The sequence below is a fragment of the Maridesulfovibrio sp. genome, assembly GCF_965230075.1.
Lineage (GTDB): Bacteria > Desulfobacterota > Desulfovibrionia > Desulfovibrionales > Desulfovibrionaceae > Maridesulfovibrio.
Genome location: NZ_OZ245945.1, coordinates 1,792,355 through 1,807,762 on the forward strand (window position 1 = coordinate 1,792,355; position 15,408 = coordinate 1,807,762).

General features: G+C 47.3%; 14 protein-coding genes. 5 read left to right on the forward strand and 9 right to left on the reverse strand.

Going from position 1 to position 15,408, the window contains the following annotated elements; genetic code table 11:
* The first annotated feature begins 54 nt into the window (after positions 1–54).
* Positions 55–2,010 carry a response regulator gene (locus tag ACO05Z_RS08115; protein WP_421901661.1) on the forward strand — a complete coding sequence of 652 codons (1,956 nt, stop codon included), beginning with the start codon at positions 55–57 and terminating at the stop codon, positions 2,008–2,010.
* 77 nt (positions 2,011–2,087) lie between these two features.
* Entirely contained in the window at positions 2,088–3,182 is a 1,095-nt protein-coding gene (locus ACO05Z_RS08120; RefSeq protein ID WP_421901663.1) for an AI-2E family transporter, read from the forward strand.
* A gap of 60 nt (positions 3,183–3,242) precedes the next feature.
* On the opposite strand, the gene ACO05Z_RS08125 is transcribed toward ACO05Z_RS08120, so the two are convergent.
* Complete coding sequence (locus ACO05Z_RS08125) at positions 3,243–4,868, reverse strand: bifunctional metallophosphatase/5'-nucleotidase (RefSeq protein ID WP_421901665.1); 1,626 nt, start codon at positions 4,866–4,868, stop codon at positions 3,243–3,245.
* A 234-nt stretch (positions 4,869–5,102) separates the two neighbouring features.
* On the opposite strand from ACO05Z_RS08125, the gene ACO05Z_RS08130 reads away from it, so the two are divergent.
* Both ACO05Z_RS08130 and ACO05Z_RS08135 read left to right on the forward strand, forming a co-directional pair.
* Complete coding sequence (locus ACO05Z_RS08130) at positions 5,103–6,248, forward strand: murein transglycosylase A (RefSeq protein WP_421901666.1); 1,146 nt, start codon at positions 5,103–5,105, stop codon at positions 6,246–6,248.
* A 4-nt stretch (positions 6,249–6,252) separates the two neighbouring features.
* On the forward strand, positions 6,253–6,981 hold the full coding sequence (locus ACO05Z_RS08135; RefSeq protein ID WP_421901667.1) for an MBL fold metallo-hydrolase: 729 nt from the start codon (positions 6,253–6,255) through the stop codon (positions 6,979–6,981).
* Positions 6,982–7,047: 66 nt separating this feature from the next.
* Here ACO05Z_RS08135 and ACO05Z_RS08140 read toward each other — a convergent pair whose 3' ends face one another.
* Positions 7,048–7,257, reverse strand: a complete 210-nt coding sequence (locus ACO05Z_RS08140; RefSeq protein ID WP_421901668.1) for an FmdB family zinc ribbon protein — start codon at positions 7,255–7,257, stop codon at positions 7,048–7,050.
* Positions 7,258–7,364: 107 nt separating this feature from the next.
* The gene (locus ACO05Z_RS08145; RefSeq protein WP_421901669.1) at positions 7,365–8,357 is read right to left on the reverse strand and encodes a hypothetical protein; all 993 of its coding nucleotides are present in this window, start codon (positions 8,355–8,357) and stop codon (positions 7,365–7,367) included.
* A gap of 324 nt (positions 8,358–8,681) precedes the next feature.
* Between ACO05Z_RS08145 and ACO05Z_RS08150 the strand changes: the two genes are divergently transcribed.
* Positions 8,682–9,137 carry a hypothetical protein gene (locus ACO05Z_RS08150; protein WP_421901670.1) on the forward strand — a complete coding sequence of 152 codons (456 nt, stop codon included), beginning with the start codon at positions 8,682–8,684 and terminating at the stop codon, positions 9,135–9,137.
* A gap of 136 nt (positions 9,138–9,273) precedes the next feature.
* Here ACO05Z_RS08150 and ACO05Z_RS08155 read toward each other — a convergent pair whose 3' ends face one another.
* The 6 genes from ACO05Z_RS08155 to ACO05Z_RS08180 are packed head-to-tail and all read right to left on the reverse strand — an operon-like array spanning position 9,274 to position 15,402.
* Positions 9,274–11,382, reverse strand: a complete 2,109-nt coding sequence (locus tag ACO05Z_RS08155; RefSeq protein WP_421901671.1) for an FAD-dependent oxidoreductase — start codon at positions 11,380–11,382, stop codon at positions 9,274–9,276.
* 43 nt (positions 11,383–11,425) lie between these two features.
* A complete protein-coding gene (locus tag ACO05Z_RS08160) occupies positions 11,426–12,001 on the reverse strand; it encodes an electron transport complex protein RnfA (protein ID WP_421901672.1) in 576 nt (191 codons plus the stop codon).
* Between the two features lie 12 nt (positions 12,002–12,013).
* Positions 12,014–12,679, reverse strand: coding sequence for an electron transport complex subunit RsxE (gene rsxE / locus ACO05Z_RS08165; RefSeq protein WP_421901673.1), 666 nt, complete (start codon positions 12,677–12,679; stop codon positions 12,014–12,016).
* A gap of 1 nt (position 12,680) precedes the next feature.
* A complete protein-coding gene (rnfG, locus tag ACO05Z_RS08170) occupies positions 12,681–13,268 on the reverse strand; it encodes an RnfABCDGE type electron transport complex subunit G (protein ID WP_421901674.1) in 588 nt (195 codons plus the stop codon).
* Positions 13,265–14,245 carry an RnfABCDGE type electron transport complex subunit D gene (locus ACO05Z_RS08175; protein WP_421901675.1) on the reverse strand — a complete coding sequence of 327 codons (981 nt, stop codon included), beginning with the start codon at positions 14,243–14,245 and terminating at the stop codon, positions 13,265–13,267. Before ACO05Z_RS08175 ends, rnfG begins: the two co-directional genes overlap by 4 nt.
* Positions 14,242–15,402, reverse strand: a complete 1,161-nt coding sequence (locus ACO05Z_RS08180; RefSeq protein WP_421901676.1) for a 4Fe-4S dicluster domain-containing protein — start codon at positions 15,400–15,402, stop codon at positions 14,242–14,244. Before ACO05Z_RS08180 ends, ACO05Z_RS08175 begins: the two co-directional genes overlap by 4 nt.
* Between the last annotated feature and the right edge of the window lie 6 nt (positions 15,403–15,408).

Below are 15,408 nucleotides of genomic sequence, written 5' to 3' on the forward strand. Positions count from 1 at the left end.
TATTATACCGTGAATGATCCTTATTTTTAAATGAATGCTAATGGGGTAGAGTTGATGGCTGGTAAGCGGATTCTGGTTGTTGATGATGAAAAGATAGTTAATCTCGATATTCAGGCGACATTAAAGCGCTTAGGCTATATTATAGCCGGTGATGCCGGAACCGGAGATGAAGCAATTGATAAAGCCGGTGCGACCCGTCCAGACCTCGTTTTGATGGATATTAAGCTTCAGGGGGCAATGGATGGAATTGAAGCTGCTAATATTATTATTAAAACGTACGATATCCCTGTTGTCTTTCTTACTGCTTTCTCTGATGAAAAGACCCTATGCAGGGCTAAGCTTTCAGGCCCGTTCGGCTATTTGCTGAAGCCATTTGAAGAACGCGAGTTGCGCTCGTCTATTGAAATTGCCCTCTATAAACATGCTATGGAGCAGGAGTATCGTCAGGCTGTGGCTGATGCCGAGGCGGCTAATGAGGCCAAGAGTTCCTTTCTTGCAACCATAAGCCATGAATTGCGCACCCCTATGAATGGAATTTTGGGGTTGAGTGAAATACTGCTGGGCAGCGGGCTTAGTACCGAGCAGCAGGAGTATGTTGAATTGATCAAAGGTTCCGCTTCCTCATTGCTGCGGGTACTTAATGATATGCTCGACTATTCTAAGATTGAGCGGCGTATACTGGAATTGCGGGAAGGAACTTTTGATATCCGTCAGATCTTATCGTTGGTTATGAATTCGCATAATCCGAATGCCCTTAATAAGGGATTGAACATTGAGTGTTTTATCCATCCGGAAATTTCCGGTGAATTGCAGGGGGATTCCGGTAGATTGACCCAGATTTTGAATAATATTGTCAGCAACGCGATAAAATATACTGAAAAAGGCGGGATCACGATTGAGGTTATGCCGGATAATTGTGAGGAAGACCCATATCCCGCAGGTTGCGTTCGATTGCTTTTTGTTGTTTCCGATACCGGGGTAGGTATTTCCCGCAGCAAGGCTGACACCATTTTTGAAAGTTTTACTCAGCTTGAAGATTACATGACCCGCAAGCATGGAGGTATCGGGCTTGGCCTTGCGATTACCCATAACCTTGTCAATATGCTGCAAGGGGCCATATGGGTGGAGACCAAACCGGCGCAGGGCAGTCGTTTCTTTTTCACCGCTGTGTTCAAGCCGATAACGGATAAACTGGAAGATATGCATCCGGAATCTCTTTTTGAATGTATGGATTTCAGCAGTTTTAAGCGGATTCTACTCGCTGATGACAATATTATTACCCGTAGGGTTGTTTCTGCTTTTCTTGAAGATGCCAATTGTGAGTTGGAGATGGTTGAGAATGGTCAGGAAGCAATCAGTCTCTTGGCTACAAATCCTTTTGATCTGGTAATTATGGATATTCAGATGCCGGTTATGGATGGTCTGGAAGCTACCCGGCTGATTCGTACTGGATACATAGACAATGTTGATCCGCAGGTCCCTGTTCTGGCGCTTACAGCCCATGCTATGAAAGGAGACCGGGAACGATGCCTTGAAGTGGGCATGAATGGTTATCTGTCCAAACCATTTAATTCAAGTGAGTTGATGCAGGCAATGCTTTCAGTTGTGAGAGGGGGGGGCAGTGCCGATCCGGTACGGGTTGAACAGGATACTGAGATTGAAAAGGGTTCCAACCTTGATTTAAAGGGCACGATCAGGCGGCTTGATGGTAATGATAAGCTTGTCCGTGAGATTTATCGCCATTTTTTAAAGCTTGTTCCGGATCATCTTGCCAAGGTGGACGCTGCCATTGCTAACACTGATCTGGAGGTTCTGAAGACTGAGGTGGTCTTATTGCGTGGATTGTCTCTCGATGTCGGGGCTCATAAGCTGTCTGCTTTAGCCAGCGAGATTGAAAAATATCTCCAGCATGAAAGATTGGAGATTGTGGAAGGTTTGGTTTCTCGGATGAAGAAAGAGGCAGATAATACTTTTGAGGTAATGTCCGATTATATTTTCAAATCGACCTGATTTTAATTGTGCTTGCGTTTTTTATCTGGAAGTATGGGCATCCCTCAGCATAATTAATCAGATTCAAGGACTTGTTCATGACTCCCCCCGATGGCAAAATAATCAAATCCCCCGCAATCTATACTTTTTTTCTTATTCTATTGCTTATCTCCGCTATTGCGCTGGGATATTCTGTTATTAAGCCCTTCATTAATACGATCATTATTTCAGTTGTTTTGAGCGGGATATTTTATCCTTTGAGCAGGAAAATATGTCGTCGGCTAGGTGGCAGGCCTGCCCTTGGTGCGTTTTTGACTGTTTGTATTATCATTTTCGCCATTATTATCCCGGCGGTTATTTTCTTTTTCGGTCTGATCGGACAAGGGGTTGATTCTGTTACAGCCATTAACGAATGGTTGCGTACTACGGATTTCTCAACTCTTTTTGATTCACAGCATTACAATACATATCTGCAATGGGTTGAGCAGAAATTTCCTTTTCTTGAGATCAGTTCCAGCGATATTCAGGCCAGAGTGCTCGAAATTTCCCGAAGCTTTGGGCAGGCAATGCTGACTTCCGGGACATGGTTAGCCGCTAACATGGCAAGCCTTGTCGCTCATTTTTTGATCATGAACTTTCTGGTCTTTTCCTTTTTAAAGGACGGGGACAGGTTTATTGATCGGGTAAGATATCTTTCTCCTTTAAGAGCCGAACAGGAAGATTTTATTATTGAAAGCCTTAGAAAGGTCTCGAAATCTGTTCTGTTTGGAAGTCTTTTTATCGCCTTTCTTCAGGGTATTGTCGGCGGAATCGGGCTGGCAATAGCTGGTATTCCGGCTCTTTTCTGGGGCACCATGATGAGTTTCGCTTCCCTTATTCCTGTTTTGGGAACCGGATTGATCTGGGTTCCGGCCACTATTTACCTGTTGATTGTGGGTAAACTGAAAGTTGCTATTTTTCTGCTGCTCTGGTGCGGAGTGCTGGTAACCGGTATTGATACGGTGCTCCGGCCCATGATTGTTCGTGAAGCTTCACGGGTTTCAACCATTTACGTATTTCTTGCCATTCTTGGTGGTATTAATGCTTTTGGGCCCTTAGGAATTTTGTATGGTCCGCTGATTTTATCTTTCTTGATGGTTATGCTTCACATTTATGGTGTTGAATTTCAGGACGTGTTGAATCACAAGAAATAAGTATTTCTTTGAGTTTATTATTATGAGAGTTTTGTCCTGCCTGTAGGCAGGATGTGCAAGCTATTTTTTGTAAGGTGATCCGTCCGGAGTATAAATTACCGCCGGGAAGTCTGTTTTCAATGTTTCCATTTTCAGCATGCCGGACTTGATTACTTCGTTGACCTTTACAAATGTTGCGACTTTCTCCGGCACGTCTTTAAGCATGATGTAGCCGTCGCCGCCCCTTGCAAGGTATGAGTTGGTGGCAATGGAATATTTTCGGGTTTCGTTAAGAGATTTGTAGTTGCCGGATTTATCCATGATTTTAATGTTGGAAACCCGTGAACCGGAGGTTTTTATTTTAGTAGGTTTACCTTTGCTGTTTATTTCCAGTTCCTGTGTCTGTCCATTAAGATTCAGGGTAAATTTAAGGCCTGAAATTTGAAGGAATGCCCCTGAAGAAGCGGGCAGTTTGTGAACTGAGCGTTCAAGAAGTTGTTTAAGTGTTTTTCCTGAAACTTTAAGGACTGTCATCTTGTTTCCAAAGGGAAACATGGTGTTGATATCCTGATCCGTTATCGGACCCGCTGGAATAACCTTGTCGCCTCTGAATCCACCACCATTCTGGAATGCGATGTCAGTATTGAACTTTTCCCGCATGATGGAACTGACCAGCCTTCCGGCGATTGTTTCGCTTGTACGTATGGAAGCTGCGCGAGTGTCAAGAGGAACCGGAGAAATGGCGACAGGAACACTTGTGCTGTCTTTTACCTTTGAAGCGAGAAATGCTTTTATATGGCTATCTTCTGGAGTCTTGTCTGTTACCGGGATAATTGTCCATTCGTGTTTGTGGATAGACTTATCATCCATGTTGATTTTTAAAACTCCGACATAGCGTCCCTGACTTCCGCACTGAACCATCAGTCCGGGAGTCGCAGCATCACGGGCGATAATCTCCTGCCCGGGTAGTATGTCCTTGTAGCTTTGGCCGCCGCAGATAACGTCAATTTCAGGGACTTCCTGCAGGATGATTTTTTGTGTCTCCAGAGGCATGTGGCTCAAAAGGATAATCAGGTCTGCCTTTTGGTTTTGCTTCAAGTCTTGCGCTGTTTTTCGGGCGGATTTAATATAGTCGGCAGGAATCGAAATTGCCGAACCGGGGTTGGAAATGAGTTTGAGTTCAGGCAGAATCATACCCATGAAACCGACTTTAACAAAACTTCTTTCAAGTACTGCTGTATTGGTGATGTAATTGCGTAAGGGATTGCCTTTGGCTATCTCAAGGTTGCTGCATACTGTCGGGAATTTTTTTGCTTTCAGGCAATTGACCAGAAATTTAGTTCCTCTGTTGAATTCATGGTTACCAAGGGTGGAAATATCGAATCCCATCCTGTTCATGGCTTCAAAAACGGTCTTTCCCTTTTCGTTTGTCAGGGATTCCCCCATGAGGTCGTCGCCGGTAGCCACGGTGATTGTGGCTCCGGGATATTTGGCTCTATATGATTCAAATACTGACTGAATTCTTGCAAATCCTCCGAAAGTACGTACCATGCCGGTACTGTGTTGCTCATTTTTTTCTTCTGCTGGCAGCAATTGTCCGTTGAGGCCGGAGGTAGTAAGAATCACCAGGTCCCAACGGTCTGCTAAGCCGGGGGATGATGTCATCAAAATGGCAATGATAGCTGCTATGATAGGAAAGAAACGCATATTTGTTCCTTTGGCAGTGACATTTATTTATTGGATTGTGAGTGACAACATGTATTACGTGTATACTTATGATTATGTAAGCCAATATCAGTTTTTTTTCCAGTCTAATCGTTAATAATATATCATCAGATAAGGCGGGTTTAGGTGTTGTTTTTGAGTTTTAGAAAATATTTATCGGCCTTTTTTTGTGGGATACTTTTCCTTACTTTTTTGGGTGGTTGTTCGACTCATAGTGTGCGCATAGATGCTCCTACTAAGGGGTTTAACAAGGTAGATGATGCTCAAGTTACCGGGCTTATAAATCGTTTACAATATCAGGGCGGTGATGATTTTTCATGGTTGGATCTGCAAAATGGTATTGAACGGAATATCAGTTTTTTATCCCGTAAACCTGAGAAAGCTGTGGCTGCAAAGTACGGACGCATGCAGATAACATGGGGAATGCTCAAGCGTACCAATGAGGAAATGCTTAGCCTTCTTCCTTTGCTTAAGGAATCACCGGAGCTTTTGGAAGAGAAGTTTGTTTGGTATTCCATGGCGCCACGTACTTTATTGACCGGATATTATGAACCGTATCTGGAAGCTTCATTGGTTCCGCATCCGGATTACCCATACCCTCTTTACAGCATTCCCAGCGACCTCCAGACTCTGGATCTCGGGAAATTCCATCATCGCTGGAGAGGGCAGCACCTTATTTACCGACAGGAAAATGGTGAAGTTCACCCATATTACGATCGCGAGGATATCGATTTTGAAGGCGCCTTGCAGGGCAAGGGGCTTGAAATAGCATGGGTCAAAGATTTAGTTGATGTGTTCATTCTCCAGATTCAGGGTTCAGGACGTCTTGTGTTGCCGGACGGAAGTGTGAAGCATGTGCTGTATGCCGGTAAAAACGGATTGAAATATGTTTCACTTGGTAAAGTTCTGATTCAGCGCGGGCTTCTTCCTAAAGAAGGGATGAGCATGCAGAAGATCAAGGCTTTTCTTGATGCCAATCCTGATCTGGTTAAGGAACTGCTGACCACTAATCCCAGCTATGTCTTTTTTAGAATAGATGACGAAGGGCCGTTCGGTTCCATGGGGGCACCGCTTACTCCCATGGCCAGTGTTGCTGTGGACAGTAAGGTCCTTCCACTTGGCTCTCTGGCTCTTTTGACCACCCGTCTGCCTCAGCAGGATTCGAATAGTAAGACTCCTTTCGCTAAAATTGTCATGGCTCAGGATCGTGGTGGAGCTATCAAAGGTACACGGGTAGATTTGTTTTGCGGTTCCGGCCCTGAGGCGGAATATCTGGCAGGCCATCTGACTTCATGGTCTCATGTCTATCTTCCGGTCAGCCGTGCTTTTATGGAAGGGCAGGAAGCTGCAAAAGCCGAGTAGTTTTATGCAGGTTCGCATTGTTCACATTTTCCACAATTGTTTTGTGATTGAAGCTGGAGAAAACAGTTATGTTTTTGATATTCCGGCAGAGAGATTCAGAAGTAAAAAGGTTTTGTCCGTTTTGCAGGATGTTCTTGCCGGAAAAAAGGTGACCGCTTTTTTTTCTCACAGCCATCTCGATCATTTTGCTCCGGACTACCGTGATGTCTGCGTAAAGGCAGCTTCGTTACAGGCTGTGATTTCAGATGATATTGAAGAAATGTATCCCGACCTTGATTTCGGTGATGCTCTTATCGTTGAACCGGACGAGAAGTATGAATTCAATGGATTGGAAATCGAAACCCTCATGTCTAATGATCTGGGAGTAGCCTTTCTTTTCAGCACTCCTGAAGGTCTGAGGATATATAATGGAGGCGATCTGGCCTGTTGGGATTGGGAAACCGCGTCACAGAATGAAATCGATTTTACCCGCTCATTTTTCCGCTCTGCAGTGGATAGGGTTGTTGATTATGGTGTTCAGATCGCTTTCTCCAATGTGGATAGAAGGTTGGAAAGTCTCGCCGGAGGTGGAGAGCTTGCACGGGCGGTCAAGCCTCAGATCTTTGTGCCGACTCATGCTTTTGGGCGCACGCAATGGCTGGAAGGACTCCACGAGCGTCTAGGCATTGATGTAAATACCTGCTTTACCTACCGTCGATCAGGTGATGCGCAATCCGTTGATATTCGGACTTAAATTTTAAAAAATAAGCCCCCGAAAGCAAAAGTTTCCGAGGGCTTATTTTTATAAATTTTGGATTGTTTAGCCGCAGCCGTTACATCCTTTACACGGCTCTTTGTATCCGCCCATTCCTTTGGGGATACCGTTGGGACGGACATTACCCATGGAAAGTAGCTTCTCGCATTCTTTCTGGCCGCATTCGGGGCAGTCAGCCTTGGCTTCCTTGCCGGGCATAACCAGCTCATCAAATTCCTTACCGCATTTAGGGCATTTAAATTCATAAATCGGCATATCTACTTACTCCTTTCGGCCTGAAATTATATGTAAGGGAGCATTGCTCCGTTTAATTGCTGCTGGACTTAGGGGTAAGAAAAAATGACGCGCTTTTCAAGATAAATCTAAATGCTTCTTGAAAGCAGGGTGCCGCCACCCATCATTCCCAATTGTGAGAAGAAGCCGTTCAACTGTCCGTGGACCTGACTTGCCTGCTTATCCTGCTGTTCTTGGATTGCAGCTGCTTTGTCGAGCAGAGTGTTGATATTATTTGTGATTTTGGCAAGTTTGTCCTGCTCTTCGTCAGAAAGGCCTGTCTCCTTGGCCTTTGCTTTAAGAGCATCTGATTGGTCATCTAGCTTATAATAAAGAGTCTTTTCTGCATTGCTGAGACCGTGGGTTACCAGACTTCCGGCGATTCTTTCCATTTCAGCGAGGATCGTTTCCGCCCGTTTGCTTTCCTCTTCATTGAGTTCCTTTTTAGTGGTCCCCTTAATCTCGTCTATTTGAGCTCTTAACTCATCCGCTTTGGCTTGTTCTTCTTTAGTCAAGTTTTTGGGGCCGGTTATGCCGAACAGTTCTTTCAGTTCCTTCTGAATGGAAGCTTCCTTCTTCTTTTCCGCAGCGGAGAGCACCTTGCCTTCAGGGTAATACATCTTTTTAAGTTCCCATTTTAGACTTTCTGCCCTCTGGCGGTCTGCGCCCTGAGGATCTTTGGTGGGAACGATTTCATAAAGTTCGTCCAGTTTTGTCTGAATTTCGTCTACTTTCTTTTGCTCTTCGGAAGTGAGTTTTTTGGGTTCCTTATCAAGGCCGTAAAGTTCATCCAGTTCTTTTTTCAGTTCTTTGAATTTTTTTTCCTGTTCTTCGCGGATAGACGAATCGTTGACACCATAAATATTGTTCAGCTGTGAGAAGTATCCATTCACCTGCTGCTGTTCACTGGAGTCCAGTCCAAAGCTCATGGTTGCAAACTGCATCTGCAATTGTCTGCGTATCTGTGAAGGCGTTAAGTTGCTTGAGATATTAGGAGTTCTTGCGCTTTGAGAGTTGTTGGCTATGTTTGAAAAATAGCTTCCGGCAGTGCTGGATCCACTTAAAACTGAGCTGGTGAACATTTCAGGCTCCTGAGAGTATTGTTAGGAAATCTTTTCCGTAAATTTATTTTTATAAAGAAAAGCAAATATTGTGCCGGGATGTGATTATAAAGCTCAGGGTGTTCCGGTAAGTGGCTGTGCCCGGGGATTTTTTTGCGGTTAAAAAATTAAAGTGAATGTTTTGGAAATAACATGGTTGCGCTGGTTGGATATTTGTGAGAATCACGGAGTGTTTACAGGGAGGATGGATCAAAATTTTTAAAAAAGGTTTAAATTCTTGATTTGAAATCGTCCTTGCAGTATAGTCCTTTTTCGTTATAAACACGATCATTTAGGAGGAAAAAAATGAGCGCAGCAACTGAAAAAGTGCATCAGATGGAAGATTACCAGCAGACTGAAGAAGTGCTGGCTGAGGACGTCGCAGCAGGCGTCAGCGAAACTGCTCAGAAAGACATGGGTAAGGTAGCAATTATCATCTCTTTCATGGCAGTAGTTCTTCTCGTAGTATTTTTCTACGGCCTGAACCAGAATCTGACCAGCCTTACCGCTGAAGTTAAAGATCTGCAGACCGTACGCGGTGACGTGGAAGCCTTGAATTCCCAGATGGCTGTTGTAGACGGCAGACTGGTTGAACTCGAAAAACTTCCCACTAAAACCAGACATATTATTATGGACGGCATTATTGAAGAAATGAACCAGAAAGCTGCTTACGTTGGAGCTCAGCTCAGCGAAGAAGAGCAGGCTAAGCTTGCAAAGGTTCAGGAGCTCCTCAAGGACGTACAGTCCGGCCTCCAGAAATAATAACTTTGAGCGATCAAAGTTTAGGCGCACCGGGAATTCCCGGTGCGCCTTTTTTTATGCTCATTGTTCCAGTGTTTTTCTTGCGTCTTGCATCTGATGTTTTCTGAGCCGCTGATCTTTTTTAGCAGGCTGAGATCTATTCTACTTTTTCCCCGACCCGATTGGTAAATATGTTTTTCAGCGGAACATCCCGGTCATAGCAGATCAGCCCGCAGCGCAGGCAGCGAGATGTTTCGTAGCGCAGTTCCTCTTCATTGAGACAGCCTTCAATTTCCTTGAAGGTTGTTGTCCGGTCTTCTCCGGTGCAGTTGTGGGGCATCTCTGTACGTACTTTGTTTTTGCAGCCGTCAACATCCTTAAAAAGGGTGTAGGGAATCAGATCGCGCATGGTGTTGTCGGCCATAGGTATCTCACCTGTGGTCAGTAGATAGTGGATAGAACGGGCAGCGTGTCTTCCGGCTCCTACTGCAGATATGACCAGATCAGGTCCGGAAACAGCATCACCACCGGCAAAGACCAAGGGTATTGATGTTTGCAGGGTGTCCGGGTTTGCGTCGATGGTCCTCCAGCGGGTGAAGTCGATATTGCACTGCTCTTCGCCATCGGTATAAAAGCAGGAAAGCTGCGGCTTCTGTCCGATAGCGGAAATGATTGTATCCACAGGATAACGTTCTTCGGTTCCTTCTACCGGTACAGGGCGGCGCCGCCCGGATTCGTCCGGTTCACCAAGTGCCATTCTTATGCATTCCAGATGGGTGGCTTTGCCTTTATCATCAATGATGACTTTGGTGGGAGCGGCTAAAAATACAAACTTAATTCCTTCATCCGCTGCTCCTTCAATTTCTTCGGTGTTGGCAGGCATCTCGTCACGGGTTCTTCTGTAAAGCAAGGTAACATCACATCCTAATCGTATGCTGGTCCGGGCCGCATCGATGGCGGTGTTTCCGCCTCCGACAACGATGACTTTGGGCCCGATGCTGGGTGTCTGACCCAGTCCTACAGCGGTAAGAAATTCAGTTCCGGAAAGCACTCCTTGGGCGTCCTCTCCGTCAATACGCAGGGTCCCGCTGGCCCATGCTCCAATACCCATGAAAAAGGCTTCGAATCCTTCTTCTTCAAGGTCATTAATGGTGAAGTCCGTACCCAGTTTTTGCTCTGTGCGTACTTCCACACCCAGATCAAGTATACCTTGGATTTCCCATGCCAGATCCTTCTTAGGTAATCTGTATTCCGGGATGCCATAGCGCAGCTGTCCGCCCAGTTCAGGCATGGCTTCGATGATGGTCGGACTATGTCCGAGTCGGCGAAGGTAATTGGCGCAGGAAAGTCCTGCGGGACCGCCGCCGATGATGGCAACCCTGCGTCCGGTTTCCTTGGCGCAGGGGATAGGCAAACGCAGGTTGTTGTTCATTTCCCAGTCAGCCACAAACCGTTTGATCATGTTGATCCCTACCGGTTCATCCACATGGGTACGGCGGCAGACGGTTTCACAGGGACGCGGGCAGACCCGGCCGCAAACCAGTAGCAGAGGGTTGCGTTCACGGATGATGTTGACCGCTCCGGCGTAGTCTCCATTGTTGGCGGCTTCGATATAGCGGGGAATGTTGATATTAGCGGGACATTTTTGCTGGCAGGGAGCGAGGCAATCATTAACCTCTTCCACGTGGAGTAGTTTGGCACTCATAGAAACAATGGAAAGAACTCCGCGCGGGCAGGCTTCAACACATTTACGGCAGGCCCGGCAGGCCAGCGGATCGACAACGGGTAATCCTTCCGGTCCCATGTGGATAGCATCAAAAGGACAGACAGCTACACAGGTTCCAAGCCCGAGACATCCTTCAGGGCAGGTCTTGGCTCCGTCATAGAGCAGGGCCTGTGCGCGGCAGTTGTTTGCACCTTCGTAATTAAAAAGTTCTTCGGCCCGTTCTCCGCCTGTGCAATCCCGGAAGGCTAGTTCCGGTTCCATTTCTAATACTTCCAACCCCATGACTGCGCCTACGGCCTGCGCAGTTTCAATGCCGCCGATGACACAGACATTGGCCCCGGATTTACCTTCCACCACTGCATTGGCTGCACCATTACAGCCGGCATAACCACAGCCGCCGCAGTTAACCCCCGGAAGTACGTCTTCAACCTGCGCAATACGCGGGTCTTCCTTTACGTACAGGATTTTGGAGGCCACAGCGAGAATGGTTGCGGCAGTAAAACCCAGTCCCATGAGTACAAGAAGTGAATTAAGAATCATATGCTTTGCCTATTTTTTAAACTGATAGGGATTCTGTTTAAATTTAAATCATACCTTTAAAGGCAAAAAATGCCAGTGACATCAAGCCTGCCATGACCAGCGCAATGGGCGTTCCTTTCATGGATTTGGGTGTCCGGGAGACTTCAATCCGTTCCCGGATGGCTGAAAGAACAATCAGCGCAAGCATGAAACCCATCCCCGAAGCAAAGGAGAAGGTCACGGTTTTGATGAAAGTGAATTCTTCCCGCTGGCAGATAATGGCTATACCCATCACCGCACAGTTGGTGGTGATCAGCGGCAGGAAGATACCCAGCGATTTATAAAGCGGAGGTACTGCCTTTTTCAGGAACATTTCTACGAACTGGACTAGTGAAGCAATGACTAGGATGAAGGTCAGGGTCTGGAGGTATTGCAATCCCAGCGGATCAAGCAGGTATTCCTGCACAGCCCATGTGATTGATGCTGCCATAGTGGCGACGAAGACAACTGCGCTGCCCATACCTATAGCCACGGATATTTTCTTGGAAGTTCCGATGAACGGACAGTTACCAAGATACTGGGCAAGGACAATGTTGTTGACGAATATGGCCGAGATGAAGAGCAGGAAATATTCTTTCATGGCAGATTCTCCTTATCGGCTACAAATACCGCAGGTTTTGCAGTCATGGCCGGGATTATCCAGTATAGCCTGTCCTTTTCTCCGAGCCTGCCAACTGGTGAATATGTTCATGGCCGAGAGCATAAGTCCGAGGCAGACGAAGGCCCCCGGGGCCTCGACCATAAATGAAAACGGTTTGAAACTGGCGGGCATAATTTGATTGCCGAAAATGGTCCCGTAACCGAAAAGTTCGCGCAGTCCGCCGAGCAGGGTCAGGGAAATGGTGAAGCCGATACCCATTCCCAAGCCGTCCGCAGCGGAAAGAATGATGGGATTTTTGGAGGCAAAGGCTTCCGCCCGACCGAGAATGATACAGTTGACCACAATGAGCGGCACGAAGATGCCTAGTTGCTGGTAGAGCGGATAAGCAAAGGCCTGCATGAGCAACTCCACCGAAACAACCAGCGAGGCAGCGATTACGATGAAGCAGGCAATGCGCACCTTAGGCGGAATGATCTTGCGGAAGATGGAAACAAGGATGTTGGACATGGTCAGTACAAAGATTACTGCCATGCCCATGCCGAAACCGTTATCAGCAGTCTTGGTTACTGCCAGCACCGGGCATAGGCCGAGCACTACCTTGAACGGGGGCAGGTCCTTCCAGAGTCCTTTTGAAAATTCTTTCCATAATCTGCTCATCTTATGACCCCTGTGCCCAAGCTTGAGTTATCTGCGGTTTGATTTTTTGGAAAATGGAGACAGCCTGTTTGACGGCCTCAACCGAAGCAGTGGAGGAAATGGTCGCCCCGGCAATGCCTTCTATGCTTCCGCCTTTGGAGGTCAGTTCAACAGCCATGGAGTGCTCCTTGAATTGGCTGGTGAAACCGTGTCCGGCAACTTTGGAACCTACACCGGGAGTTTCTTTCATGGTGGTAATTCCGATGCCGGACAGATTGTCCTCACTTAAGTTGAACCCTACCATAACTCCCACATCTCCGCCGTAACCTTTGGCAAAAGTTTCAAGAGCTACGCCGAGCAGCTTTCCGTCTTTCAAAGCTGGGAAGACGGTTATTTGCTTTTCGCTGCCGTGAATGGTGAATTTCTTACGGTCTTTTACCGGGGAATTGTCATACCCGCTGAGCACTTGCTTGATGGCAGGCCCCTGCACATAAGTCAGTACCTGTTCTTCAATGCGAGCTTCAGTAACTTCTTTCAAGCTGGCGAGGGTTACGCTGAACATCCCGCAGATCAGGGTCAGCACAGCGATCATTTTTAAACCTTCTTTCATGACCGTCTCCGCAGGTGAATGTTGGTTATGCCGCCGAATGGTCCGGGCTTGATTTTATCAACCAGCGGAGTCATCAGGTTGGCCAACAGGATGGCGAAGGGTATTCCATCCGGGTAAATGCCATAGACCCGGATGATGACAACCAGTGTTCCGCCGATGAATCCGTAGACGAGCATGGGAATATGCCCTGCAGGTGAAGAAGGTCCATCCGTTGCCAGAAAGAATGCCCCGAACAGGGTAGAGCCGCAGAGCAGGTGGTATTCAGGGGAAGCGTATTCCAGAGGATCAATAAAAAAGTAAATTGCTGCGGTTGTTGCAACTCCGGCTATGAATGCAAGCGGAATGTCGGGCCGGACAATTTTGCGGCCCAGAAGATAAGCTCCGCCTAGTATGACCGCGCCGGCTTGAGTCGCTCCTGTTCCGCCCAGTTGAAAGCCGAGCAGCAGGGATTTAAGCGAATATTCATCCAGTGTTTCCGGACCGAAGTTTTTCAATTGGCTTAATGGGTAGGTCAGTTCTGAAGCAAGCATGGTCATGTCAAAATCCATTAGGTCCGGCCATGAAACAACCAGAACAGCCCAACCTACCAGCGGGACGCAGAGCGGGTTGGTGCCGAGGCCTCCGAAAATCATGCGCCCCATGAAAATTGAGATGAAGCTTCCTGAGACCACCAGCCACCATGGTGCTGCCGGAGGAATAAGAAAACCGAACAACAGGCCGTAAAGCAGGGCTGTGTAGTTGTCCGCTTCAATTTCCCTCTTCATAAAATACAGGCATATGGTTTCGGTAATTACCGCCGTAAAGCAGGAAAGTGCCAGTACTCGAACAGCCAGCATCTGATAATGCCAGACAGCAAAGGCCGCAGCAGGAAGCAGAGCAATAATTGTTTCCAATGCATCCTGCTTGAATGTCCTCCCGCAATGGGCATGGGGAGGAATGGAGACTGTCAGTACGGGGGACCCGTTTAATGGCTTCATTTCTGCCCCCTGAGGTCTTCGATTATCGGCTGGGCCGCCAGTTCTTTTTTTGCCAGTCGGATGTATTGCAGCAGCGGCCTTTGGGCCCTGCACCAGTATCCGCAAAGTCCGCATTCAATGCAGGAGGCGATGTTGTAGGCCAATGTATTTTCAAAGAGTCCGAATTCCGCGTGCCGGGAAATCATATTCGGTTCCAGCCGGGCCGGACAATGAATGACACATTCTCCACAGCCCACGCAGGGATTGTCTTTTACTGTTGGCCCCTTGTTTGCCTTAAGGATGGTTATGGCCTGTGTTTCCGGGGTTACTCCGTGTTTGAGACTGTATACAGCTTCTCCGGTCAGCGGTCCGCCGAGGATGACACGGTCATGTTCGGCGGGCCGGAATCCGGCCAGTTTGAGAAGTATGCCCACGGGTGTGCCCACCGGAGTAAGGAAAGCTGTGGCACCTACTTTAACAATGACCAGGGTTACAGGCTGGCATCCGTGGATGGTTCTTCCGATACGGTAAAGGGTTGTTGCATCAATTACGCAGACTTCGGAAGGCAGCTCTTGGCCTGTGATGGTCTTGGTAAGCAGTTCCGGGAGGCTGTTGGGATAAACCGGGTTGATATCATATCCTGTGCCGCCGGGAATGGTCCAATCCATTCCGGTAGGGTAGGCCAATGCACATGCCTTTGGGGAGAGTGCTTTCTTTAGATAATTAAGCCCGGTAACCATGACATCGTTGAATTCTTCAATCAGATAACGGTGCCCGTCCATACCGACTTCATGGGGCATGGCGTTGATTATCAGGGTGCAGTCTTGTTTTAGTCCCCGGACATTAATCCCATTCTCGCGCAGTGCGTTAAGCATCTTCCGGAAACCTGTCGCGGGAAATTCTGATGGTATGGCAACGCGGGTGCCTTCTTCCTTGATAGTGATAAAGTCTTTTTTGATATCGGTCACAGTGCCGGAGATAGAACTGTGAATTGTCGGCCTGCTACCGGCCGGATCTACTGCCACGGGTTGAGCTTTTGCTACCTGCTCATTGATTTGCACAAGCGGTTCAAGCCCGGTGATTTCAAGGGATATTTCTAACGGGCCGCCAAGATCCTGCTCCCATGTGTTGACTATGGGGCCGCGTTCAGATGGAACTAGTGAAAATAGAGGATTCATATTTAA

Excerpts from the sequence above, each read along its gene's own strand:
- ACO05Z_RS08145 (WP_421901669.1), bottom strand. The coding sequence starts at position 8,357 with ATGTTCACCAGCTCAGTTTTAAGTGGATCCAGCACTGCCGGAAGCTAT.
- ACO05Z_RS08150 (WP_421901670.1), top strand. The coding sequence starts at position 8,682 with ATGAGCGCAGCAACTGAAAAAGTGCATCAGATGGAAGATTACCAGCAG.
- ACO05Z_RS08175 (WP_421901675.1), bottom strand. The coding sequence starts at position 14,245 with ATGAAGCCATTAAACGGGTCCCCCGTACTGACAGTCTCCATTCCTCCC.
- ACO05Z_RS08155 (WP_421901671.1), bottom strand. The coding sequence starts at position 11,382 with ATGATTCTTAATTCACTTCTTGTACTCATGGGACTGGGTTTTACTGCC.
- ACO05Z_RS08140 (WP_421901668.1), bottom strand. The coding sequence starts at position 7,257 with ATGCCGATTTATGAATTTAAATGCCCTAAATGCGGTAAGGAATTTGAT.
- rnfG (WP_421901674.1), bottom strand. The coding sequence starts at position 13,268 with ATGAAAGAAGGTTTAAAAATGATCGCTGTGCTGACCCTGATCTGCGGG.
- ACO05Z_RS08180 (WP_421901676.1), bottom strand. The coding sequence starts at position 15,402 with ATGAATCCTCTATTTTCACTAGTTCCATCTGAACGCGGCCCCATAGTC.
- ACO05Z_RS08125 (WP_421901665.1), bottom strand. The coding sequence starts at position 4,868 with ATGCGTTTCTTTCCTATCATAGCAGCTATCATTGCCATTTTGATGACA.
- ACO05Z_RS08115 (WP_421901661.1), top strand. The coding sequence starts at position 55 with ATGGCTGGTAAGCGGATTCTGGTTGTTGATGATGAAAAGATAGTTAAT.
- rsxE (WP_421901673.1), bottom strand. The coding sequence starts at position 12,679 with ATGAGCAGATTATGGAAAGAATTTTCAAAAGGACTCTGGAAGGACCTG.
- ACO05Z_RS08160 (WP_421901672.1), bottom strand. The coding sequence starts at position 12,001 with ATGAAAGAATATTTCCTGCTCTTCATCTCGGCCATATTCGTCAACAAC.
- ACO05Z_RS08135 (WP_421901667.1), top strand. The coding sequence starts at position 6,253 with ATGCAGGTTCGCATTGTTCACATTTTCCACAATTGTTTTGTGATTGAA.
- ACO05Z_RS08120 (WP_421901663.1), top strand. The coding sequence starts at position 2,088 with ATGACTCCCCCCGATGGCAAAATAATCAAATCCCCCGCAATCTATACT.